General features: G+C 61.6%; 20 protein-coding genes. 2 read left to right on the top strand and 18 right to left on the bottom strand.

Annotated features, from left to right (window positions below; genetic code table 11):
- Positions 1 to 87: 87 nt before the first annotated feature.
- The 4 genes from RIF72_RS03330 to RIF72_RS03315 all read right to left on the bottom strand — a co-directional run bounded on the left by RIF72_RS03330 (position 88) and on the right by RIF72_RS03315 (position 5390).
- Complete coding sequence (locus RIF72_RS03330; RefSeq protein WP_309073444.1) at positions 88 to 1092, bottom strand: NAD-dependent epimerase/dehydratase family protein; 1005 nt, start codon at positions 1090 to 1092, stop codon at positions 88 to 90.
- Positions 1089 to 3797, bottom strand: a complete 2709-nt coding sequence (locus tag RIF72_RS03325; RefSeq protein WP_309073443.1) for an alpha/beta fold hydrolase — start codon at positions 3795 to 3797, stop codon at positions 1089 to 1091. The genes RIF72_RS03330 and RIF72_RS03325 overlap by 4 nt, the downstream gene beginning before the upstream one ends.
- Positions 3791 to 4813, bottom strand: a complete 1023-nt coding sequence (locus RIF72_RS03320) for a 3-oxoacyl-ACP synthase III (protein WP_309073442.1) — start codon at positions 4811 to 4813, stop codon at positions 3791 to 3793. The genes RIF72_RS03325 and RIF72_RS03320 overlap by 7 nt, the downstream gene beginning before the upstream one ends.
- Before the next feature lie 151 nt (positions 4814 to 4964).
- On the bottom strand, positions 4965 to 5390 hold the full coding sequence (locus RIF72_RS03315) for a ChaB family protein (protein WP_309073441.1): 426 nt from the start codon (positions 5388 to 5390) through the stop codon (positions 4965 to 4967).
- Between the two features lie 168 nt (positions 5391 to 5558).
- On the opposite strand from RIF72_RS03315, the gene RIF72_RS03310 reads away from it, so the two are divergent.
- Together RIF72_RS03310 and iolB are read left to right on the top strand one after the other, a co-directional pair.
- Complete coding sequence (locus RIF72_RS03310; RefSeq protein WP_017199821.1) at positions 5559 to 6299, top strand: GntR family transcriptional regulator; 741 nt, start codon at positions 5559 to 5561, stop codon at positions 6297 to 6299.
- A gap of 46 nt (positions 6300 to 6345) precedes the next feature.
- Positions 6346 to 7239: a 5-deoxy-glucuronate isomerase gene (gene iolB, locus RIF72_RS03305; protein ID WP_309073440.1), complete on the top strand. Its 894-nt coding sequence runs from the start codon at positions 6346 to 6348 to the stop codon at positions 7237 to 7239.
- Between the two features lie 73 nt (positions 7240 to 7312).
- Here iolB and RIF72_RS03300 read toward each other — a convergent pair whose 3' ends face one another.
- The 14 genes from RIF72_RS03300 to RIF72_RS03235 form a co-directional block, all read right to left on the bottom strand.
- Entirely contained in the window at positions 7313 to 8347 is a 1035-nt protein-coding gene (locus RIF72_RS03300) for a Gfo/Idh/MocA family oxidoreductase (RefSeq protein WP_309073439.1), read from the bottom strand.
- The gene (locus RIF72_RS03295) at positions 8340 to 9392 is read right to left on the bottom strand and encodes a Gfo/Idh/MocA family oxidoreductase (RefSeq protein WP_309073486.1); all 1053 of its coding nucleotides are present in this window, start codon (positions 9390 to 9392) and stop codon (positions 8340 to 8342) included. Before RIF72_RS03295 ends, RIF72_RS03300 begins: the two co-directional genes overlap by 8 nt.
- A gap of 5 nt (positions 9393 to 9397) precedes the next feature.
- Entirely contained in the window at positions 9398 to 10396 is a 999-nt protein-coding gene (locus tag RIF72_RS03290; protein ID WP_309073438.1) for a Gfo/Idh/MocA family oxidoreductase, read from the bottom strand.
- Positions 10397 to 10489: 93 nt separating this feature from the next.
- A complete protein-coding gene (locus RIF72_RS03285; protein WP_309073437.1) occupies positions 10490 to 11416 on the bottom strand; it encodes an ATP-binding cassette domain-containing protein in 927 nt (308 codons plus the stop codon).
- A 12-nt stretch (positions 11417 to 11428) separates the two neighbouring features.
- Complete coding sequence (locus RIF72_RS03280) at positions 11429 to 12475, bottom strand: ABC transporter permease (protein WP_309073436.1); 1047 nt, start codon at positions 12473 to 12475, stop codon at positions 11429 to 11431.
- A 56-nt stretch (positions 12476 to 12531) separates the two neighbouring features.
- Entirely contained in the window at positions 12532 to 13527 is a 996-nt protein-coding gene (locus tag RIF72_RS03275) for a substrate-binding domain-containing protein (protein ID WP_309073435.1), read from the bottom strand.
- A 214-nt stretch (positions 13528 to 13741) separates the two neighbouring features.
- The gene (locus RIF72_RS03270) at positions 13742 to 14614 is read right to left on the bottom strand and encodes a sugar phosphate isomerase/epimerase (RefSeq protein WP_309073434.1); all 873 of its coding nucleotides are present in this window, start codon (positions 14612 to 14614) and stop codon (positions 13742 to 13744) included.
- A 12-nt stretch (positions 14615 to 14626) separates the two neighbouring features.
- A complete protein-coding gene (locus RIF72_RS03265; protein WP_309073433.1) occupies positions 14627 to 15640 on the bottom strand; it encodes a Gfo/Idh/MocA family oxidoreductase in 1014 nt (337 codons plus the stop codon).
- A 48-nt stretch (positions 15641 to 15688) separates the two neighbouring features.
- Positions 15689 to 16606, bottom strand: coding sequence for a sugar phosphate isomerase/epimerase (locus tag RIF72_RS03260; protein ID WP_309073432.1), 918 nt, complete (start codon positions 16604 to 16606; stop codon positions 15689 to 15691).
- Between the two features lie 28 nt (positions 16607 to 16634).
- Positions 16635 to 18146 carry a CoA-acylating methylmalonate-semialdehyde dehydrogenase gene (locus RIF72_RS03255; RefSeq protein ID WP_309073431.1) on the bottom strand — a complete coding sequence of 504 codons (1512 nt, stop codon included), beginning with the start codon at positions 18144 to 18146 and terminating at the stop codon, positions 16635 to 16637.
- A gap of 29 nt (positions 18147 to 18175) precedes the next feature.
- Positions 18176 to 20122, bottom strand: a complete 1947-nt coding sequence (gene iolD, locus RIF72_RS03250; protein WP_309073430.1) for a 3D-(3,5/4)-trihydroxycyclohexane-1,2-dione acylhydrolase (decyclizing) — start codon at positions 20120 to 20122, stop codon at positions 18176 to 18178.
- 6 nt (positions 20123 to 20128) lie between these two features.
- A complete protein-coding gene (locus RIF72_RS03245) occupies positions 20129 to 21091 on the bottom strand; it encodes a deoxyribose-phosphate aldolase (RefSeq protein WP_309073429.1) in 963 nt (320 codons plus the stop codon).
- Positions 21088 to 22122 carry a 5-dehydro-2-deoxygluconokinase gene (gene iolC / locus RIF72_RS03240; protein ID WP_309073428.1) on the bottom strand — a complete coding sequence of 345 codons (1035 nt, stop codon included), beginning with the start codon at positions 22120 to 22122 and terminating at the stop codon, positions 21088 to 21090. The genes RIF72_RS03245 and iolC overlap by 4 nt, the downstream gene beginning before the upstream one ends.
- A gap of 161 nt (positions 22123 to 22283) precedes the next feature.
- Positions 22284 to 22688 (bottom strand): tautomerase family protein, encoded by a 405-nt coding sequence (locus RIF72_RS03235; RefSeq protein WP_309073427.1) that lies wholly within the window; start codon positions 22686 to 22688, stop codon positions 22284 to 22286.
- Positions 22689 to 22799 lie beyond the last annotated feature (111 nt).

Below are 22799 nucleotides of genomic sequence, written 5' to 3'. Positions count from 1 at the left end.
GGGACCATGTAAATGATCTGATTTATCTCACTTTGATCCTGCGGCTAGGGTTTGGCAACACTGATTCGGCGAAAATGGGACTCGGTTCTAAGGAAGTCCGCCGGTTTCCCCGTCAGCCGAAGCACGCGAACTGTAATACCCGGCCAATCTGACCAGTCCTTCATCAATCGAGACAACTGGTTTCCAGTCGAGGAGTTCACGGGTTGCGCGTTGGTCGAACCAGTGCGCGGTGGAGAGCTGTTCAGCGAGGAACCTGGTCATCGGCGGTTCCTCTTTGCGCCCTGCCCAGGTCCAGAGCCTTTCTACTACGGCTCCAGCAGCCCTTGCCAAGCCACCAGGCACGGACCACGACGGCGGGGCTACACCACCCGCTGAGCAAATGCCGGCCAGCAGCTCGCCGATCGGCCGGGGCTCACCATTGCTCACCACTACGGCCCTGCCATGGACGTGATCCATCCGGTGCAGGGCGGCAATAATGGCGGACGCGGCGTTGTCCACGTAGGTTGTATCGATCAGTGCAGCGCCGTCGTCGAGCAATGGCAGACGGCGACGGCTCGCACGAGCCAGGACGCGTTCCACCAATTGGGTATCACCGGGGCCCCACACAATGTGGGGGCGCACTGCCGCCACTCGGAAGTCTGGTCCATCCGCAGCGAGGGCCAGCAATTCCGCCTCGGCCTTGGTGCGGGCATAGTCGCCGCGCGCACGGCGGGGATCAGCGCGCTCCGCACCCAACCCCACGATAGCCGTGCCGGAATGTGCCACCGACGGAGACGAGACATACACAACGTCCCGCACCCCGGCCGCGTTGGCCAAATTGAGCAACCGGCGGGTTCCCTCCACGTTCACCGCGTCAAACTCGGCTGCGCGCCCTGTGATGGACACTTTGGCGGCGAGGTGGATGATTCCCTCGGCCCCGTCAACTGCGCTCCGTAGCGCCGCATCATCATCAATGGACCCACGGAAGTCCTCGGCGCCGTCCACTCCCGACGGGCGGCGCTGAAACGTTGCTACGGCATGGCCTTGGTAAAGCAGCTGCCGAGCCACTTCTCCCCCCAGAAGCCCGCTGGCACCCGTGACGAGGACCCTCATGGTTTTCCCGGACGTCCGCCGGCCAGCACCCGTGAAGCCCAGCGGGCCAGACGGGTCCTGTCAATCTTGGCGTTGTGCCGAATATCGGTTGGCTGCGCGGGGACCACCAGCACGGCACTGACATCGACCCCGGCTTCGGAGGCCGCGCGTCGGACACGCCCCGCGAGTTGCGGCCCGGCGGGGCCGGCTTTGGGAACGGGAGGCGCGGTCTCCACCACAGCAACCACCGCTTGGGTTCCCGACGGTCCAACCCCGGCGATGGCAGCCACCCGTACGCCGTCCAGGCGTTCGATGGATTGTTCTGCCCCGACTGGCGTCACCACAGTCCCTGGTGCCGTCACAACATGGGCAAGGCGTCCCTCCACCCAAAGTCGGCCAGCGGCGTCGAAGTGTCCCACGTCGCCCGTGCGGTGCCATCCGGTAACGCCGGCACTCTCCCGTTGGGTCAGCCAGAGCCTGTCATAGGCCTCCTTGACGTGCGGCGCGCTGACCAGGATCTCGCCCGTCACCCCCACGTCTGTCACAGGACTCGATCCGGGCGCGGTTCCATCCGCTGCCAACGGGACAACCGCCAGATAGGCCCCGTGTACGGGTTTCCCCACGCAAACCCCGTTACCGGCTCCGATGACGGTCCCGGCAGCTGCATCGGCGTCAGCGGCTTGGATTTCTTCCAGGCTGATGTCTGTGACTGGAAGGGCCTCCGTCATCCCGTAAGGCGTGTGCAGGGACGCTTGGGGCATCAACTGCTGCGCCTGCGCCAGAAGCGACTCAGGCACGGGCGCGCCTGCGGACAGGAGTAGCTCAACGTTTCGAAGTGCAATGCGCGCTGTGCCGCTCAGATCATCCCGGCTAGCTATGACATTACGCAACGCTGCAGGCGAGGCGAAGACCACGGTAGCGTCGATGGCAGCGACAGCGTCCCCCAAGGCTCGGGCCGTCAAGGTACTGGGCGCAGTTACGTCCATGGCCGGGGTTACCGAAACCGCTCCGAGCGCCGGACCCAGCAAAGCAAACGGGGCGAAGCCAGCTACAAGGCGGGCACCGGAACGGATCCCGAAAGTCGCGGCAACCGTATCCCGCATCGCGGCCAGCTGCCCGTGGGTGTACAGCACTCCCTTCGCGGGGCCAGTGGAGCCTGAAGTGAACAGGACTGCGGCTGGCGCAGCCGGGTCCACACTCGTCCCTAACAGCTCGCCGCCGCGCCCGGCGCCGCCTCTTGCGCCACGCCTTCCCAAGGCCGCGAGCGAGGTCTCAACTCCCAGGATCCGACGCCGGGCGGCAGAAAGGCCCCGTACGCTGATGCGCCGCCCCGGCCAGCCAAGCACCGAGGCTGCCGCGAGTGCTTTGTCGATGCCAATGAGGAAATCGGCGGTAGCACCCTTCACGGCGCGGCTCATGCCCTTGGTTCCCAGTCCGGCGTCGGCCACCACTACAACTGCACCAACCTTCAGGCAAGCGTAAAGGGCCACGGTGAGGTCAGTTCCGGGCGGGACCATCAGGCTCACACGGTTACCGTGCCCCACACCGGTTTCCCGCAGGCCCTCCGCCAGGTCCAGGATTTTCCGATCCAACTGTTGCCAGCTGAGCGAACGGCTCACGCTTCCGTCCGGCGCCATTTCGGCAACAGCCACGTCTTCCCTTGCCGGTCCCGCCGCCAGCTCGCCCAGCGAATCCCACAGTGGACGGAAGGCTGGAACCGTCTCTTCAGCCGTTTCCGTGACCGATTCGCCACTGACAGGTGCAGCGGCTACTTGTGAACCGTGGCCAACTATTGCGGAACCGTGCACAGATAGCCAGTCGAAGACAGGCGTGGCAATGTCCCGGTCCTCCGGCAAGAGGTGGCCGGCACCTTCGAAGCGATGGACGTCTGCGTGCGGAAACCGGCCGATGAGATCTTTGAGGTACCGGTCGGAAAATATTGGATCCCTGGGACCCCAGAGCATCAGCGCGGGCACCTTCAGCCCGCGCAGGCCCTCCGCAACGCGCGTGAGCGCAGGGAAGCTGGGATGGTCCGCATCCGCGGGGATATCCGCAACAAAATTCCCCACCCCGGTCCGGCGTCCGGCTCCGCGGTAGGGGGCCATGAAGGCCCTTCCGACGTCGGCCGGCAGCGGCGGGGTTGCCAGCGAGTGCGTCACGCGCAGGAAGGCGTCCGACGTCGTGGTGCCCCACTTGTGTACGGCGGGGTGCAAGGCGAGCCGCAGTGCCGACGGGATTAGCGAATCCGAGGGCTGATGGACGGCAGTATTAGTCAGCACCACGCCCCTGACGAGCTGCGGGTGCTCCAACGCCCAGCCCGTGCTGATCACGCCACCCCAGTCATGGCCCACCGTCACCACTGGCCCGTCCAGGCCCAGCGCATCAGTGAGGTCACCAAGATCGTTGATCCTGTCAGCGAGGCGACGGAATGTCCCAGTGCGCTCCGAATAGCCCATGTCGAGCTGGTCCACGGCAACCACCCGCCAGGGATGGGCAGGACTTGCTCCCGCGCTCAACAACGTCCGCCATAGATAGGACCAGGTGGGGTTGCCGTGAACGCACAGCAAAGTGCCGATTGGCGCCAGGCCGCGGTTGGAGAGTTGGGCGCCGTTGTCCATCAAGTGCCAGCGGCGAACAGTCCCCGGCGCGTCCACCTCCGACGTGGACCTTACCCGGATTGTCCGGGACCATTCCGGGTCCACACCCGGCCAGTTGGCGGCTACCAAACGATTTCCACCATTCCTGCGTTCAGCCCGGAACCCACGCCCATGCACAGGACCCTGTCACCTGAGGTCAACGACTGCGCCTGGGCGGCGAGCGTCATGGGCAGAGACGCGGGCCCCACATTGCCCCAATGCGGGAATGTGATGGGAACCTTGTCCGGGTCCAGGTCGATGGCATTGATGATCGCCTGGGTATAGGCATTGCTGACCTGGTGCGTGACATAGCGGTCCATGCTGGCCCAGTCCCATTCAGGTTGGGCTTCATGCCAAGCGTCCACCACAAGCTGCAGGCCGCCGTCGAGCAGGCCCTTGGTGTCGGTGGTCATCCCATCGATGCCACCAACGCACAATTCGTGGTGTTCCGTGCCGGCACGCATGACGCCTCCCACAAGCCGGTGGCCGCCTGGGTGCTCGTCAACAGGCCCCAGGACGGCCGCGGCGGCCCCGGAACCAAGGGTCAACGTGGCAAATTCCCGGTTAAAATCTTCGCGCGTGGTCTCGGGCCTTTGGAGTCGCGCCAGCGTGGCTTCCTGCGTGCCCTGAGCGTCTTCGCCGTTGACGATCACTGCGTATCTGATTTGGCCCGAGTCGATCATGTTGGCTGCCAGGATCAAGCCGTTCACGAATCCGAGGCAGGCGTTGGCCAAGTCAAAGTTCATGGCCGACGACGGCAGGCCGAGTTCGTGGTGGATCTTGACGGCTACGGACGGCTCAAGGTTGCGCCTGGTAACCGAAGTGTTGATCAGCAAGCCGATTTCCGAGGCTTCGACACCGGCTTCAGCCAAGGCTTTTGCGCCCGCCTCCACGGCAGCGTCATCGAACGATGTCCCGGCAGCCCACCAGCGGCGGTGCGTGATGCCGGCAACGCGTTCGAGCAATCGCGGTGGAAACTTCAGCCGCTGCAGGGTCGAAGCCAATCTCCGGTCGAAATCCGTGGAGCTCACTATCCTCGGAGCCTCGACGCTGCTCACCGAGAGCAGCGCGGTGTTGCTGTGCCGGAAGGTCGCATTCCCTGCCAAGTTAAGCCCCTGTTCGTTTCTGTCCTGCCTTCATGCGGTGACTGTACCCATAAAGTGCAACCCCAAGACGTTAACTATGCCGGTGTGAACCGGTTCCTGCATATTTGGCGCATGTCGGACCGACTCAAGACCAGGGCGGGATAATGAGGGACTAGCCTTCCCGAGCCTTTCGCGTTGCGGCGTCGTTGGCTTTTTGCAGTGCTTCCACCAACTCGTTCTTGTCCATTTTCGAGCGGCACGTGATATTCAACTCACGAGCCCGCCGGTAGAGGTGCTTTTTGGAGGCATTCGCATCCACGCCGCCGGCCGTGGGCTTATGTGAAGCCACACCTTCCTCCGCGCGGTCGTCGGAAGGTCCTCGTTCCTCTTTGGCTTCCCAGTGGTCGCCCACTTTCTCGTAACTGTGCTTCAGTGCAGCGAAAGCTGTGCGGGCAGCCCGGCTCGAATCGTTGTCATAGGACTCCATTGCCGAATCGTAGGTCTTGGCAAAAGTGTCCTGGGCTTTCTGGTCCGAGCGCTGCAAGGTGGACGGCAACTCGTCCTTGCGGGCGTGATCGTTCTTTCCGGTCTTTGGCATTGCACTCATCCTCCTGACGTCTTGCCCACTGACACTAACCATTTGACCATCGAAAGTTGGCTGCTACCATCAAGGGAGAAAGTATGTCCTATCAAGCGAACAAATGGCTACATACCTTGAGCATCCATACAGGAGGCGGGGGTTGCGCCTGAAATCCGGGGTATTCCAGTGGTGACAAAACTTGGTCTTAACATCGACCGCTCTTCTCCCGTGCCTCTCTACCACCAAGTTGTACAGGGTATTGAGGCCGCCATCCACAGCGGAGTACTGGAACCGGGCAGTCGCCTTGAGAACGAAATAGACCTCGCGGCCCAGCTCAACCTTTCCAGGCCAACCATGCGTAAGGCCATGGACGAGCTGGTCCGCTCCGGTCTCCTGGTTCGCAAACGCGGGGTTGGTACCCAAGTGGTATCCAGCCAGGTCCGTCGCCCCCTGGAACTCTCCAGCCTTTTTGACGATCTCACCAACAACGGCAAGAAGCCCACCACTACCGTGCTCAGCTTTTCCCACGAGGAAGCCGACGCCGCCACCCTCGCTGCGCTCGAGCTGCCCGCTGGCTCCAAGGTGTACCACTTCACGCGTCTTCGTAAAGTTGGCGGCAAGCCACTGGCCCTCATGGAGAACTGGGTGCGCGATGACATCGCCACCATGGACGAAGCCATGCTCGCAGCAGAGGGCCTCTACTCAATCCTGCGCCGAGGCGGCGTCAACTTCCGCCTTGCCACGCAACGCATCGGTGCCATGATCGCCAATGACTACCAGGCACCCCTCCTTGAAACCGAGGTAAATTCAGCCTTGGTCACCATGGAACGCACGGCGGTGGACGACACCGGCCGGCACGTGGAGACGGGCCACCACGTTTACCGCGCCGATTCCTACAGTTTTGAAATGACACTCGTACAGCGCTGATCAGGCCAAACAAACTGGCACAGCTTATACAAAGGATTCCCCTTCCATGACCAATTGGGTTTACCCCCTGGGTTCCGCCGCCGACGGCGTATGGGACATCTCGCTCGGCACCTCTGATTCCGCCATTGCCATAGACGGTTGGGCACACACGGGCCTCAAGGTTGCCACCATCGCTGCCGGGGCCGCCGTCGAGCTTCCTGTTGTTGGTGAGGAACGCATCGTAGTGCCCCTCAACGGCGCCTTCACCGTAACCGTCGACGACGTGGAGTACACGCTTGCGGGCCGGGCTTCCGTGTTCCACGGACCCAGCGACGTCCTGTACTCCGGTACCGGAAAGTCCGTCACCATCAGCTCGGCCGACGGCGGGCGTGTCGCTGTTGCAACGGCCCCTGCACAAAACTCCTACCCAAGCCGCCTCGTCACTGCTGCCGAGACGCCCGTGGAACTCCGGGGCGCCGGTAACTGTTCGCGGCAGGTGCACAACTTCGGCACCCCGGCAGCGCTGGAGGCCGACCGCTTCATCGTGTGTGAGGTCATTACTCCCGCTGGGAACTGGTCCTCCTATCCCCCGCACAAGCACGATGAGGAAAAAGACGGCGAAACCCACCTTGAGGAGATCTACTACTTCGAGACGCAGATAGCCGCTGGCTCCGGTGCACCGGCAGATGCCGACGCAATCGGCTACCAGCGTGTCTACGCCTCGGACGAGCGTCCCATCGACGTTTCCGCGGAGGTTCGAACCGGTGACGTAGTTCTGGTCCCCTATGGTTGGCACGGCCCCGCCATGGCAGCACCGGGCTATGACATGTACTACCTCAACGTCATGGCAGGCCCAGGGCCTGTCCGCGAATGGCTGATCAGCGATGACCCCCACCATGGTTGGGTCCGGCAGAGCTGGGAAGGCCAGGACATCGACCCGCGGTTGCCGTTCGGCGCTTAACTCCCGGCATAAAACGGTGCCCCTTCTTCGAATCCAACAGATTCGAAGAAGGGGCAGCTTTTTGGCAGCAGCGTCAGCGGGACACCCTGAGTGCAACCTTCACGGGCATACCGGTCGTCAGCGATTCCTGGGCCGCGTCAGCCACACGGGAGGCTGCTACCGCGTCCTCTGGGGTGCAGGGGTTGTCGCGCTCCCCCATCACCAGTTCCACAAAGGCGACCATCTCGGAGCGGTATGCCTGGTCAAAGCGCTCCGCGAAGCTCTGATGCGGTTCCCCTTCAGGGAAGGCCACCGCAGCTTCAGTCGAGGTCAATGCGCTCTTCTCGTCCAAGCCCACCATGACCGAGCTGTTGGAGCCTTGGACCTCCAACCGCACATCATGGCCGGCCCCGTTGTAGCGGCTGGCAGAAACCGTGCCCACAGTGCCGTCGTCGAAAGTGATGAGAGCTAAAGCCGTGTCCACGTCGCCCACATTCCCGATCGCCGGGTCTCCATTGTTGGAACCCTTGGCGTAGACCTCAACGATTTCGCTGCCCGTCAACCAGCGGAGGATGTCGAAGTCATGGACTGAGCAGTCCCGGAACAGCCCCCCGGATGTCGCCAGGAACTCGACCGGCGGTGGCGTCATATCGCAAGTAACTGCGCGCAAGGAATGGATCCACCCCAACTCACCGGCCTGATACGCGCGTCTGGCCTCCAAATAGCCTGCATCGAAACGTCGCTGGTGGCCGATTTGCACCACGCCGTTGTTCTCGCTGATGTAGTCCAGCACAGGCAGCGCATCGGAGACGTTCATGGCCACGGGCTTTTCGCAGAACACAGGAACGCCGGCATCCACTCCGGCGCGGATCAATTCCGGGTGGGTTGCCGTTCCGGTGGCAACAACCAAGCCATCCACACCGGAGGCGAGCAGTTCCGTCACTGAGGGCACGAACTCTGCACCCAGTCCAGCAGCGACGGAACGTGCATGGTCCGTGGCTACATCGGTGAGCTTGAGGCGGATGTTGATGCCCCTGCGGCTCAGCGATTCCTTGAGGGCGACGATGTTGTTGGCGTGCATGACGCCAATGCGTCCGACGCCTACCAGGCCAAGAATGACTTCACTCATGATTTTCCTTTGAAGGTAGAAGTGTGACTCGTGCCGGGAACTCCACGCCTAGCTGGCGTCGGATCTCATCGGCTACTTCCAGCGTGCGAATGGAAGACACCAGCGTTCGCTCGCTGATTTGCAGGCTGCCTGCGGCAATGGCCCGGGCCACAGCCGCGGCTTCGTAGTGAAGGCCCTCGAAGTGGCCGCCTGCTGGTTCATCGTGACGCAGTCGCGATCCGTCGGGAAACCTGACCTCGAAGGCGCCGGGCATATTGAAGGGACCGTCGATTACCAATGTTGCCTTTGAGCCAACAATGGTGGCGGCGGTGGGCGTGAAGTTATGCACGTGGGTGTTCACCACAGCCTGTGCACCGCCGTCGAACTGCATGACGGCAGACAACTGGGCGTTAACCCCCGACTCATGTGGCGAACCGATTGCATGCAGCTGGCGCGGACTGCCCAACACCTCTGTGACCAAGGCCAGCGGGTACGTGCCCAGGTCAAGCAGCGGACCACCGGCCAATTCCGGATTGAAGATGCGGTGCGAGGAATCAAAGTACTCACCGTACTCAGCCACAACGGTGGTGATGGTGCCCAGCGTTTCGGCATCGAGTATCTGCCGGATCACATCGAATTTCGGCAGGAAGAAGGTCCACATTGCCTCCGCGGCGAAAACACTTGCCGCTGCGGCCCGCGCGGCAATGTCGCGGGCCTGGTCTGCGTCGAGTCCGATCGGTTTTTCGATCAGGACGTGCTTGCCGGCATCGATGGCCAGGACGGCGGCCGCGTGGTGGCCGGTATGTGGCGTACAAACGTAGACAATGTCTACGTCCGGGGCTGCCGCCAGTTCCTCGTAACTGCCATAGGCGGCCGGAATGTCGAACGCCTCCGCGAACGCCTTGGACCGGCTGAGGGAACGGGATCCGACGGCGGCGATCACCTGCCCGGTGTGCGCCTGGATGGACTCGGTGAACCGTTCGGCAATCCAGCCAGGACCTATAACGCCCCAGCGCAGGCTCGGAGCATCGCGGGATTCCGGTACACGGGAGTGCGGGAGCCTCATTGGCGTCACGAGTAGCTGACTTTCGTAGACGTTCCGTCGCTATGCAGCGACTGAATCATGGCTTGTGCAACGAGGGAGGCGTTGAGTCCGTCCTGTGCGCTGGCAAGGGGAGTCGGCTCTCCGCCAGCGAGTGCAGAAATCCAAGCCTGCAACTGAATCCGGTACGCGTCAGCGAAACGGGGGCGCCAGTCCGCAGGGATTAGCTCCTGCCTGGCTCCGTCCTGTTCGATGCCCAGCAGGGACGATTCCTGAAGGGAAGTGGTACCTAGTTCTGAGACCACCTCGCAGCGCGTGGTGTAGCCATACTGGGCATTGAGGTACAGCTCCAGCGTGGTGAGTGTCCCGTCTGCAGTGCGCAACGTCATGAACGCCGGATCCTGCAGTCCGGTTTCGGCATGCCGAGTGCTTTTGCCGGCATGCCATGACACTTCCGTAATAGGAGAACCCAGTAGCCAGGGAACAATGTCCAGTTCGTGGATAGCCGAATTGGTGATGGCAGATTCCGCTGTTGTTCCCGGAGCCGCGGAGCCATTCCTGCTGACGCAGTGAACCATCAGGGGCTCACCTTGCCTTTTGCCGCGCACGGATTCCCGCAGAGCCACATAGCCCGGATCGAAGCGTCGCATGAAGCCGAGGGAGAGCAGCGAAGATCCCGTTGCGGCCACGATGTCGGCGTCGGCAGCAACCACTTCCAAGCTTTCAAGAAGCGTTGGTGCCAGCGGCTTTTCGCAGAGTACAGGGGTCATTGTCTCGAAGCATTCAAGGACCAGGCCGGCGTGCGTGGAATCGTGCGAGGCAACGACGACGGCGTCCACCTCGCTGGAATTGATCAGCTCCGATGGGTCTGAGGTAATCCGTGCGGTGTGCGGTGCTGCCGCGGCGGCACGGTCGACGTCGAGGTCTGCCACAAAGGTGACTTCGGCGCCGCCGATGGTGGTGGAAAGGTTCCTGATGTGGTCTGCACCCATGACTCCGGCGCCGATGACGCCTACCCGGATCGGCATGGTGTTCCCTTCTTTGGCGTTGTGTGTGCGTAGTGCGTGCACAGCCTTGCGGGGTGCTCCCGGGAGACCGGAAGCACCCCGCCTACGCTGCTGCTACTCGTGCTTCGGAGCGCCGGTGTTCACGCTGTCCGTCACGTCCGCGACTTCGGCTTTGACCTCTTTCACCACGTCGCCGTGGCCGCCCAACTGCTCAAGCTCATGCGCGAGTTCAGCCAATTCAGCGCCGCCGGCCATCTGGGCAGTGAGTTCGTCGAGGGTGATGTCCTTCTTGTCGTAGTAGCCAATTGATTTGCCGCGCTTGAGCAGCAGGAAACGGTCCCCGACCGGGAAGGCGTGGTGCGGGTTATGGGTGATGAAGATGACGCCGAGTCCTCGGTCGCGGGCCTGGAGGATGTAACGGAGGACGACACCCGACTGTTTGACGCCCAGCGCGGCTGTGGGTTCGTCCAGAATAAGCACTTTCGCTCCGAAGTACACGGCACGGGCAATCGCCACACATTGGCGTTCGCCGCCGGAGAGTTGTCCAATGGGTTGCTCCACATCGCGCAGGTCGATACCCATGTCCGCCAATTCCTTGAGCGTGATGTCCTTCATTTTTTGAACATCCATGCTCTTGAACGGGCCGAATCCGCTGGTCAGCTCGGAGCCCAGGAAGAAGTTGCGCCAAATGGGCATCAGGGGGACCACCGCCAGGTCCTGATAAACGGTTGCGATGCCGGCGTCGAGTGCCTCCCTGGGAGAGGAGAACTTCCTGGCATCGCCCATGATGTTCAGTACGCCCTCGTCGTGCTGGTGGAGGCCGGCGATGATCTTGATGAGCGTGGACTTGCCGGCCCCGTTATCGCCCAGGACACAAGTGACACGACCGTTGTCCACGGCCATGGTGACGTCGCGAAGGGCGATGATGTTGCCGTAGTGCTTGCCTACTCCCTCAAGCGAAAGCAGGTGAACCGGGGTGTGCGTCAAAGGATCCGTCTCATCTTTCAGAAGGGTTTGCTGATCGATTTGGTGTGCGTTCATTTTTCCGGCCCCTTACTTGAGTTCTGCTCGGCGCTTGACGATCAGGTTCACAATGGTGGCCAGCAGGAGCATCAAGCCCAGGAAGAACTTGAACCAGTCAGGATTCCATTGTGCGTACACGATGCCCTTGTTGGCCATGCCAAAGATGAAGGCACCGATTGCGCCACCGACGGCCGAACCATAGCCACCGGTCAGGAGGCAGCCGCCGATCACTGCAGCGATGATATAGAGGAATTCGTTGCCCACGCCTTCTCCGGACTGCACGGCGTCGAAGGCGAACAGGTTGTGCATGCCCAGGATCCAGCCGCAGAAACCAACCGCCATGAAAAGGCCGATCTTGGTCTTGGTCACAGGGACGCCCACTGCTCGGGCGGCATTGGCGTCACCGCCCACGGCGAAGATCCAGTTGCCAACGCGGGTGCGCAGCAAGACCCAGGAGGCCACTGCCACCAAAGCGATCCAGATGAAGACGGTGATCTTCACTTCAACTCCGCCAATGGATACCGCCGAGGCGAAGACGGCCCTGGCTGAGTCGAAACCGTCCATGTTGGAGATCGACGGCGAGGATACGGATCCGCCGATAAGCCGGGTAAGCCCGAGGTTCAGGCCGGTCAGCATCAAGAAGGTGGCCAGGGTGACGATGAAGCTGGGGAGCTTGGTCTTTACGAGAATCCAGCCGTTGACCAGGCCAATGCCCAGCGATACAACCAGCGCCAGCGTGACCCCTACCCAAACGTTGGTTGTGAAGTACCAGCTGAACAGCGATGCTGTCAGCGCTGAGCTAATGACGGCGACACCGGTGGAAAGGTCGAATTCCCCGCCGATCATCAAAAGTGAAACGCCTACAGCCATGATGCCGATGGTGGAGCTTCCATAAAGCACAGTGGCGAAAGCGTTCGGCTGAATGAACGTTTGGGACACCGAAGCGAAGAAGATGAAGAGAACGATGGCGCCAACCAATGCGCCAACCTCGGGCCGGCCGAGCAACTTTTGAAGGGCGTTCCGTTGGCCGACACGTTCATCTGTGACAGGGGATGGTTTTGCCAAGGTCTGGGTCATGATGGTCTCCTTTGGTGCCTGGTCCGGTGTTTTCGCCGAACCAGGCACACGGGTTTTTAGCGGATACCCTGCTGGGCGAATGTAAGGGCATTGGCCGCTCCGGCCTTGTCCACAATGGTGGGTCCGGTCAGTACAGGAAGTCCGCCACCAATCTTGAAGCCGCCCCGCTTTGCCTGCCACAGGGCGTCCACTGCTCCGTAACCCTGGAGCCAAGGCTGCTGGTCAACCGTGAAGAGTACGTTGCCGTCGGCGATTTTTTGCGCCAGCTCGGCATTCATGTCGAACGATGCCACCTTTGCTTGGCTCCCCGCAGTTTCAACGGCCTTCAGTATGGTGAGGGTGAAAGGTGCGCCAAGACCGATGATTACATCAGCATCCGGAGTGGCCTGCAGTTTTGCCGTAACGGTGGACGACACTTGGGTCATGTCAGTGCCGGTTACGTAGAGGATTTCAGTGGACGGAACCTTTTCCTTGACGCCTGCGCATCGGGCTTCAAGTCCAACGTGACCTTGCTCCTGGATCACGCAGATTGGATGCTTGAGACCTTCAGCAGAAATTTTCTCGCCAGCGGCAGCCCCTGCAAGTTTCTCGTTGGATCCGAAGTGCGTGAAAGCCCCAAGCTGCGCGGAGACTGACTCTCCAGCGTTCAGGCTGACCACTGGAATCCCGGCATCGCTAGCCTTCTTAAGCGCGTCCTTCAACGCGTCCGGCTTGGCTAGCGTCACGGCAATCCCGTCTACTTTCTGGTCCACCGCCTGTTGAATCAGCTGTGCTTGACGACCACCTTCGGGGTCAGACGTGTAGAGAAGCTCCACGTTGTCCTTGGCCGCTGCTTCCTCAGCTCCCTTGCGGACAATGTCCCAGAAGGTGTCACCGGGAGCTGCGTGCGTGATCAGGGCGACCTTGATTCTGTCGGTGCCGGCTACTTGCCCTGCTGCCGCTCCCCCACCGGTATCAGCCGGTTTACCGCCTTGGCTCGAACAGGCGCTCAGTGCCACCAAGGGAACCACTGCCGCGACGACCGCCGCTTTGCGCCATGAGAATTTTGCCACCGTTATCTCCTTTGATTTCAGCTCTGGGTGTCCGGAGACTCGTGTCCGGAGCATCCGCTACTTAGATCATGGTGACTGCCCTCACACTTTGTCAATAGTTTGTCCTGACATTAGGATGTTTTTACGTAATGGACTGACTAAGCTCTCCTGGATTTTGTACAAATAATGCCCCCAAGACGTGGTCTTGGGGGCATTATCTGTACAAAAAGTCCGGCTATTTTGCGTGGGCTATGTAATCGTTCATCGTCTTGAGCTGGTAGCGGGAAACATCTTCCGCGTTCTCATCTTCAGCGAAAACCGACGAGACCATGACGGTGTTTTCCTTGTCCAGGAAGCCGATCTCCTTCAGGCCGCCAAAGAACTCGTCCCAGTTCACGTCGCCATCGCCCATCTTAAGGTGCTGGTGAACGCGGACGGCATTGCCGGGCGGGTTCGTGATGTAGCGGAGGCCGTGGGAGGCATGGTGGTTCATGGTGTCCGAAACGTGCACCAAGCGAAGCTTGTCCCCCGCTGCCCGCATGATCTCCAATGGCTTATTGCCCATGTGGAAACTGTGCGATGCAACATAGACCATCCCGATGTTCGGCGAATTTACACCCCTGATGACACGGAGAGCGGCCAGGCCGTCCTCTACGAAGTCGTCCGGGTGCGGATCAATGAGGACATCCAGACCCTCGCGTTCGATGATCGGGAGCAGCTCCTCCATGGAGCGGTAAAACGCACGTTCAGACTCCTCCGCTTTCTCCGGGCGGCCGCTGAACTCGGTGTTCATGGTCTGAACACCTAGGTCTACGGTGATCTGGATGGCTCGCTTCCAGTACCGGACTGCGGCTTCGCGGGCGTCCTCGTCCGGACCTGACCATCGTAGGACCGGCAGGACCGAAGCGATTTCGACCCCGGCGTCCTTACAAGCCGCCTTCAGCTTTCCAATCAGTTCGTCGTCCGCCTTAGGGTGGTTGTAGAACGGAATGAGATCCGAGTGCGGGGTCATTTGGAGGTACTTGTAGCCGAGATCGGCTGCCACGCGCGGGAACTCCAATAGCGTATGGCTGTGGTGGAACGGCGTGGGATCCAGTGCAATCTTCATGGTGAATGTCCCCTACCTATACAGGTCCGGCTTGGTGTTCAACTGAACCTTGACCTTTTCGCCCGACTTTTGGGCTTCGACGCCGGCCTCGCAGCAGGCTGCGGTAGCGTAACCGTCCCAGGCGGTTGGTCCGCCGATTTCGCCGCGAAGTGCGGCGTCCACCCAAGACTGCACCTCGACGTCGTACGCAGCTCCGAAACGCTCTTCAAAACCTGGAGTGACGTTGCCGCCCCACTTGCCCGCGGACTGGATGTACGGGCCGTTGTCGCCACCGATGCTCACTATGCCCTCTTCAAAGGACGCTTGCGTGGCCACCTGATAGCCGAATTTGGCATTGACATAGATTTCGACGTCGGCCAGCACACCGGATTCCGTTTCCAGCAGGACATGCTGGGGATCATGCTGACCGTTCGGCGCGCTACGCGTGGGCTTGCCCAAGCGAACCTGCACGGACGTGATTTCTTCACCCGTGAAGTAGCGGATCGCGTCGAACTCGTGGACTACGGAGTCGTTGATCAGCATTTCGTTGGTGAATCCCTCGGGCGTACTCGGGTTCCGGTGCTGATGGTGCAACATCAGCAACTCCCCCAAATCGGTGTTGCGGATGATCGCACCCAACGCCGAGTACTCGGCGTCGAAACGGCGCATGAAGCCCACTTGGATTCGCTTGTGGCCCAAAGCCTGCTCAGCCTGAACAACGTTCCAGGCGCTATCGGCGTCCGGGGTCAGCGGCTTCTCACACAAGGTCGGGAAGTCTTTCTCCAAAGCCTTGTACAGGATTTCTTCGTGGAGGAAACCCGGCGTGGCAATGAGGACGGCATTGACGTCACCGTTATTGAGCGCCTCGTCGGCACTGGCCAAAGCCACGGCGCCCTCGATTCCCTCAATGGCGGCTTGCGCACGGGCAAGGTCGACGTCGACGACGGCGGCTACTTCAGCGCCGTGGATGCGGGTGCTGAGGCGCTTGACGTGGTCCGCACCCATGCGGCCTGCGCCAATGACGGCAACGCGGAGAGTCTTGGTCACTGTATCTGTCCTTCGTGAAGTTTTTCGGGGTGGCTGTTGCTGGCGGTGTTACTGGACCCGGGTGCGGGATCCGCAGGACAGCAGGTAGTTGCGGGTCCGCTTGGCGATGGGCATCGGCACATCGAACGCTACCGGGTACATGTCCTGTTCCACGATGCCGAAGATGGGCCTGTTAAGGCCTTCCACGGCCTCGATGACCGCCCGCAGGTCCGGGAGGCCGTTCGGCGGCTCAGTCATGACGCCGGCGAGGTTGGCGGCCGCCCACGTCATGTTTTTCTCGTTCACCTCGGCGAGGATCTCGGGATTGATCTGCTTGAGGTGCAAGTAGCCGATACGGTCCGGATAGTTCTTAATAAGCTCCAGGCTCGATGCGCCGCAGTACTCAGCGTGTCCCGTGTCCAGGCACAGGTTCAGGAACTGCGGATCGGTGGCCGCCAACAGAGTTTCGATATCCTTCTGTGCACCGACGTGCGAATCAGCGTGGGAGTGGAACTGCTGGTGCAAACCAAAGTCCTCCAGCAAGACCTTGCCCATGCGGTTGTGGCCTGCGAACAGATCTGCCCATTGCTCGTCGGTAAGTTCACCATTCTCCACGGCTTCACCGGTAACGTCGTCGCGCCACATCGCGGGGATGACCACAATATGTTCGCCGCCCATGGCTGCCGTCAGTTCGGCAACCTTCCGGGCAGGTTCCCAGGCTTCGTCGTATTGCTTCGCACCACGGTGGAAGGCCGTGAAGACCGTTCCTGCGGTGACCTGGAGGTCACGCTGTTTCAGTTCCCCAGCCAACCGGGTGGGGTCGTTCGGCAGGTAGCCGTACGGACCCAGTTCGATCCATTTGTAGCCGGACTCCGCAACCTCATCCAGGAAACGTTCCCACGGGGTCTGCTGGGGATCATCGGCGAACCACACACCCCAGGAATCAGGGGCGGTGCCGATGATGAGCTTGTTCTCGACGTCAGTCATGACAGCGTTGTCTTCCTTTGCGGCTGGGTCAGTTGGAGGGGAAGTTGTAGGAGGCGCCGGAGGCGTGGGTCGGTTCCGGCCAGCGGGAAGTGATGACCTTGCCACGGGTGTAGAAGGAGACGCCTTCGGGGCCGTAGATGTGCTTGTCACCGAAGAGCGAATTCTTCCAACCACCGAAGGAGTGGTAGGCCACCGGGACAGGCAGGGGCACGTTGATGCCCACCATGCCCACGGTCACCGAGCGCTGGAATTTCCTTGCGTTCGCACCCGAGGAGGTGAAGATCGCAGTGCCGTTGCCGTAGGGGTTGGAGTTGATCAGCGCGATGCCTTCTTCGAGGTCGGCGACGCGGACCACTACCAGGACCGGTCCGAAGATTTCCTCGGTGTAGGCGGTCATTTCGGTCTTTACGTGGTCGATCACGGTGGGGCCCACCCAGAAGCCGTCTTCGTGGCCTGGGACCACCAGGTCGCGGCCGTCCACCACCATGGCAGCGCCGGCGGTTTCGGCTTCGGTGACGATCTTGACGATGCGTTCCTTGGACGCCGGGGTGATAACCGGACCCATTTCGGCGTCGGGTTCGGTGCCGTTCTTGACCTTCACGGCCAGGGCGCGTTCTTCCACCTTCTTCACGATCAAGTCAGCGGCGTCGCCCACGGCGACGGCAACGGAAATCGCCATGCAACGCTCGCCTGCGGAACCGAAAGCAGCAGCGGCGAGGTGGTCGGCGGCGTTGTCCAGGTCAGCGTCGGGCATCACGATGGCGTGGTTCTTCGCACCGCCCAGGGCCTGGACCCGCTTGCCGTGCTTGGTGGCGGTCTCGTGGACGTACTGCGCGATCGGGGTGGAGCCAACAAAGGAGATGCCGTCCACGTCCGGGTGGGTCAGCAAGCCGTCAACGGTTTCCTTCCCGCCGTGCAAGACCTGGAACACGCCGTCGGGCAGTCCGGCCTGCTTCCACAGTTTGGCCAGGAGCATGGAGGCGGACGGGTCACGCTCGGAAGGTTTGAGAATGAACGCGTTGCCGGTGGCGATGGCCATCGGGGCCATCCACAGCGGCACCATGACCGGGAAGTTGAAGGGCGTGATGCCGGCAACGACGCCCAGTGGCTCGCGGAAAGAGAAAACGTCGATCCCGGTGGAGACTTGGTCCGAGTAGTCGCCCTTGAGCAGCTGCGGGATTCCGCAGGCGAACTCGATCACTTCCAGGCCGCGGCCGATCTCGCCCTTGGCATCGGAGAGGACCTTGCCGTGCTCGGCGGTAATCAACTCGGCGAGGTCATCCACGTGCGCGGCAACCAGCTCACGGAACTTGAACAGCACAGCGGTGCGCTTGGCCAGGGAAATGTCACCCCACGAATCCGCCGCCTTACGGGCCGCGGCAACGGTAGCATTCAGGTCGGCCTCGTTGGCCAGCCGCAGTTCAGCGGATACTTGACCGGTGGCGGGGTTGTATACGGGCTGGGTGCGGTCGCCCTCACCGGTGGTTTCAGCGCCGTTGATGAAATGGTGAATGGTGGTCAGTGTGGTCGTCGTCGACATGTGCGGACTTCCTTTGGTCTGTAGGTTTTCTAGCCGAGCAGTTTGCGCTGGCGATTCTTGTGGTCGGTGTACGTCTTGTAGGCCTGCCGGGTGGATTCGAGCTCGGAAACCTGCGAGACCGGAACGTCCCACCAGGACTCGGAGCTCGGGGCATCCAGCAAAGGATCAGACTCAACGTGGATCACGATCGGGCCCGTTTCAGGGGCCGCCTTGGCTTCCTTGATCGCGGCGCCAAGGGCCTCAATGACGTGCTCCCCCGGTTCGATCCGGATGACCCTCGCGCCAAGTGACTCGGCGTTGGTGGCCAGATCGATCGGCAGGTTCTCACCGGCGTCGAAGCTGTGCTGTTCCTTGTCCAGGACCCGGTACTGCGTACCGAACCGCTGCGAACCGAGGGATTCGGAGAGGGAACCGATGGAGGCATAGCCATGGTTCTGGATGAGGACCACAATCAGCTTGATGCGTTCGGCGACGGCGGTCACCAGTTCCGTGTGCATCATCAGGTAGGAGCCGTCCCCCACCATGACAACCACATCCCGGTCCGGGCCGCCTGCAGCAGCTTCGGCCAGCGCCGCACGCTTGACGCCCAAACCGCCCGGGATTTCGTAGCCCATGCAGGAGTACGCGTACTCCACGTGGTAACCGAACGAGTCACGGACGCGCCACATCTTGTGCAGATCACCGGGCAGCGAACCCGCAGCGCAGATCACCACGTCCTGGTCTTCCATGGCCTTGTTTGTGGCACCGATGATCTCGTTCTGCGCCGGCAAAGGCGTGTACCGCGTTTCGAAGGCCTCGTCCACGATCGCGTTCCAGCGTTTCTTCTCGGCTGCGACCTTCTCCTCAAGATCAGTACCAACCCTGTAACCGCCCAACGCCTGGTTGAGCTTCACAAGTGCCTTGCGGGCGTCAGCGACGATCGGCAGCGTGGTGCCGTGCTTGTACGCGTCGATCGGAGCCACGTTGATGTTCACGAACTTCACGTCCGGGTTTTGGAAGGCCGTGCGGGACGCGGTGGTGAAGTCCTCGTAGCGCGTGCCGATCCCGATGATGAGGTCCGCCTCGGCTGCGATGGCGTTGGCCGCCGTCGTACCGGTTGAACCGACGGCACCCAGGGAGAACTTGTGGTCCCACGGCAGAACGCCGACGCCTGCCTGCGTATTGCCCACCGGAATACCGGTCAGCTCAGCGAACTTCGCGAGTTCCTCGTTGGCGTACGCATAGAGGACGCCGCCACCTGCGATGATCAGCGGACGCTTCGCGGCGCGGATGGCCTCGGCGGCGCGGCGAATGTCGTCGTCCTCTGCCTCGGGACGGCGGATCCGCCACTCCCGATCGGCCAGGAACTCTTCCGGGACATCGAAAGCCTCGGCCTGGACATCCTGCGGTAGCGAAATTGTCACGGCGCCGGTCTCAGCGGGGTCCGTCAGGACGCGCAATCCGTGGTGGAACGCGGAAAATAGCTGCTCCGGACGGGAGACGCGGTCGAAGAACCTGGACAGCGGACGGAAGGCATCGTTGACCGTGATGTCATACGCGTACGGGAGCTCCAGCTGCTGCAACACAGGGTCAGCAGCGCGGGTGGCAAAGGTGTCGCTCGGGAGCAGGAGGACCGGAAGACGGTTGGTGGTAGCCAACGCAGCACCTGTCAGAAGGTTCGAAGAACCCGGACCAATGGAAGTGCTGATCGCGAACGTCTGCCGGCGCCGGGTGTGCCGAGCGTAGCCAACAGCTTGGTGCACCTGGGCCTGCTCATTGCGGCCTTGGTAATACGGCATGATCCTGGGGTCGGCCGCCTGGTACTGCTTCAACGCCTGACCGACGCCGGCAACGTTGCCATGACCGAAAATACCGAAGGTGCCGGGAATCAGCCGCTCACGATACTCCACGCCATTGATGGAATCCACCGTGTACTGCTTGGACAGGAACTCGACCACAGCCTGCGCCACGGTCATCCGACGGGTTACAGTACCCATTACTAGCTACTCCGATACTTTCACTGGAATACGGTCTGACATGGTTGGCTCATCCGCCTCGGCGGCCACAGGCGCAGAGTTGTTCAGCAGCGAGGCCGCCGTTGCAACAGCCCCTGCCACATCGTCGTCGTTCGGGTAGAGCAGCGTTCTTCCCACAGTGAGGCCCCGAACGCCGGGCAATGCAAGAGCTGCTTGCCAGCTGGCGAAAACCTCGTCCTGGCTGCCGTCGGGGTCACCACCCAACAGCACAGTAGGCATGGTGGTGGAAGCCATGACGCGTTCCATCTCTGCCACGACAGGCAATTTCATCCAGGTGTAGGCACTGGTGGAACCGAGGCCTTCGGCAATTCCGACGGATTTGATCACAGCATCAGCGCGGAGGTCATTACGGACTTTTCCATGCGCATCACGGACGGAAAGGAACGGCTCCACCATGGCGATGAGCTTACGCTCGGCCAGCGAATCAATGGCTCTCGCCGTGGCTTCAAGGGTGGTCACGGTGTCCGGGTCGCCCAAGCAGATCCGCGTCAGCATTTTGCCGCCATCCGCGCCGAGGGCTTCCAGCGCAGCAGCGGTATGTCCGGTGAAGCGGTCGTCCAACTCGTTGACCAGTCCTGCCAGTCCACCACGGTTCATGGAGCCGAAGACGAGCTTGCCTTCCAAGGCTCCCAGCAACAGGAGGTCGTCCATGATGTCGGGCGAGGCCAGGATGCCATCAACGGCAGGATTCGCCAACGCGATCTGCAGACGGTCCAAGAGGTCCCTGCGATCGGCCATGGCCATTGGCTGCGCACCAACGGCAAGGGCGCCCCGTGCCGGGTGGTCCGCGGCGACAATGAAGTTCTGCGCGCTGTGTTTCAGGCCAGGATGGCGACGCCGGGTGGCCGCTGCCCGGGCGACGGCACCTGGGTCCTCCAACCGGATACGGCTCAAGTGCTCGTAGCGGCGGGGATCGTCATTGAGGCTCAACGAACTGCTCCTTCACTGAAGGTGTCGGCTGCAAGTGCGGCGGCGGCCAGAGTGGCACCGGGGACGGGTCGGCCGCGTTCCGCCAGCAGTGAGGTGACTTCGTCCGGCGTCGGCATCGCATCTGCGCAAGAGAGACGCGAGGCGACGATTGCGCCGGATGCGTTCGCGTAGTCCAGGACTTCCGAAAGGGGCCAACCGGACAACAGTCCATGGCAGAAGGCACCGCCGAAGGAGTCGCCGGCACCGAGTCCGTTGACGGTTTCCACTGGTACAGGTGCCGAAACCACACGTTCCGTGCGTGTCTTGGCCATAACGCCCTCAGGTCCGAGTTTGACCACGGCGATCTCGACGCCGGCAGCCAGCAGGCGGTCTGCCTGCTCATCGGGCGTCCCCTCACCTACGGCCACAGCGCATTCCTTGTCGTTGCCGATCGCGACGGTAACGTGCGGGAGGACCTTGGCAACCTCGGCGCGGGCTTCCTCTTCGGAAGCCCAGAACATCGGACGGTAGTCCAGGTCCAGGATGGTGAACTGGCCTTCTTTGAGGCCGGTCCGCGGACGGGCCTGGTGTGCTTTGATGTGGGCCGCACGGCTGGGCTCCTGGCAGAGACCGGTGACGGTGGACCAGAAAATACCCGCATCACGGATCGCCTCCAAGTCCAGTTCTGCAGCTCTGATCTGCAGGTCAGGGGCGGTGGGAAAGCGGCCGTAGAAGTAAAGGGGGAACTCGTCTGTAGCCGGCTTGATCGCACAGAAGGTCACGGCCGTGGGGTACTCCTTGACCGGGAAGACGAACGAATCGTCCACGTTGAACTTGCGCAATTCCCGGTGAAGGTAATTGCCGAAGGCGTCATCGCCGGTGCGGGTGATGATTCCCGCGCGGCGGCCGTGTCGCGCGGCGGCGACGGCCACGTTGGAGGGCGAACCTCCAAGGTATTTGCCGAAGGACGTCACGTCCTCGAGGTCCACCCCAATGTCGTTCGGGTAAATATCAACGCTGATGCGCCCGATCGTAAGCAGTTCGTGGGTCACGATGATCGTTGACCTTTCTCTTGTGAACTCTGAACTTTTGAGCGCTGGGCCCCAATGCCTTGCCACCCCTCAGTGAGCGGGGCCACATGACTACTTTGCACCAGAATTAATGTCCTGTCAAAGGTTTGTACTGACATATTTACAACATGACACAAACCGCCCTACTTCCGCGGCACGGCCAGTTCGCCGGTGACATATTGACTGCGCCCAAAACCGAACGACCAATCCCCAGGCGAGTTCTCCATGTAGCCAATAAACACATCCTCGCCCGGAATCCCTACCTCCGCGAGCCCGCCCGCAATAGCCTGGAAAAGGGAGCTCTTGGCCTCCTGACTACGGCCACCCTGGGTGAAGATCTGAATCATGACAACACCGGAACTGCGCTCAAAGTCCAGGCCCGCGTCCTGGGCAACGATTTGACCCTCCGGATGCTCCGTCAGGATGTGAAAGTAATCCCGCTCCGGGATCCCATACTCAGCGAGGATGGCATCGTGGATCTTGCGGCTTAGCGTGGTCAGCTCTTCGGGCGGGCGACCCTGATTGACGTCGATTCGAACAAGTGGCATGGTTTCACTCCTAAGTTTGTCCTGTCATACTAACAAATGTTCGTAGAACAACTCAAGACTGCAGGATGCGGAACGCGCCAAGGAAGTCTGAGCGCCAACGACAAGTAGCCC

Source organism: Paenarthrobacter sp. (genome assembly GCF_031180005.1).
Classification (GTDB): Bacteria; Actinomycetota; Actinomycetes; order Actinomycetales; family Micrococcaceae; genus Arthrobacter.
Note: the sequence above shows the minus strand (reverse complement) of the source record. Positions and strands in the feature narration are given on the sequence as shown.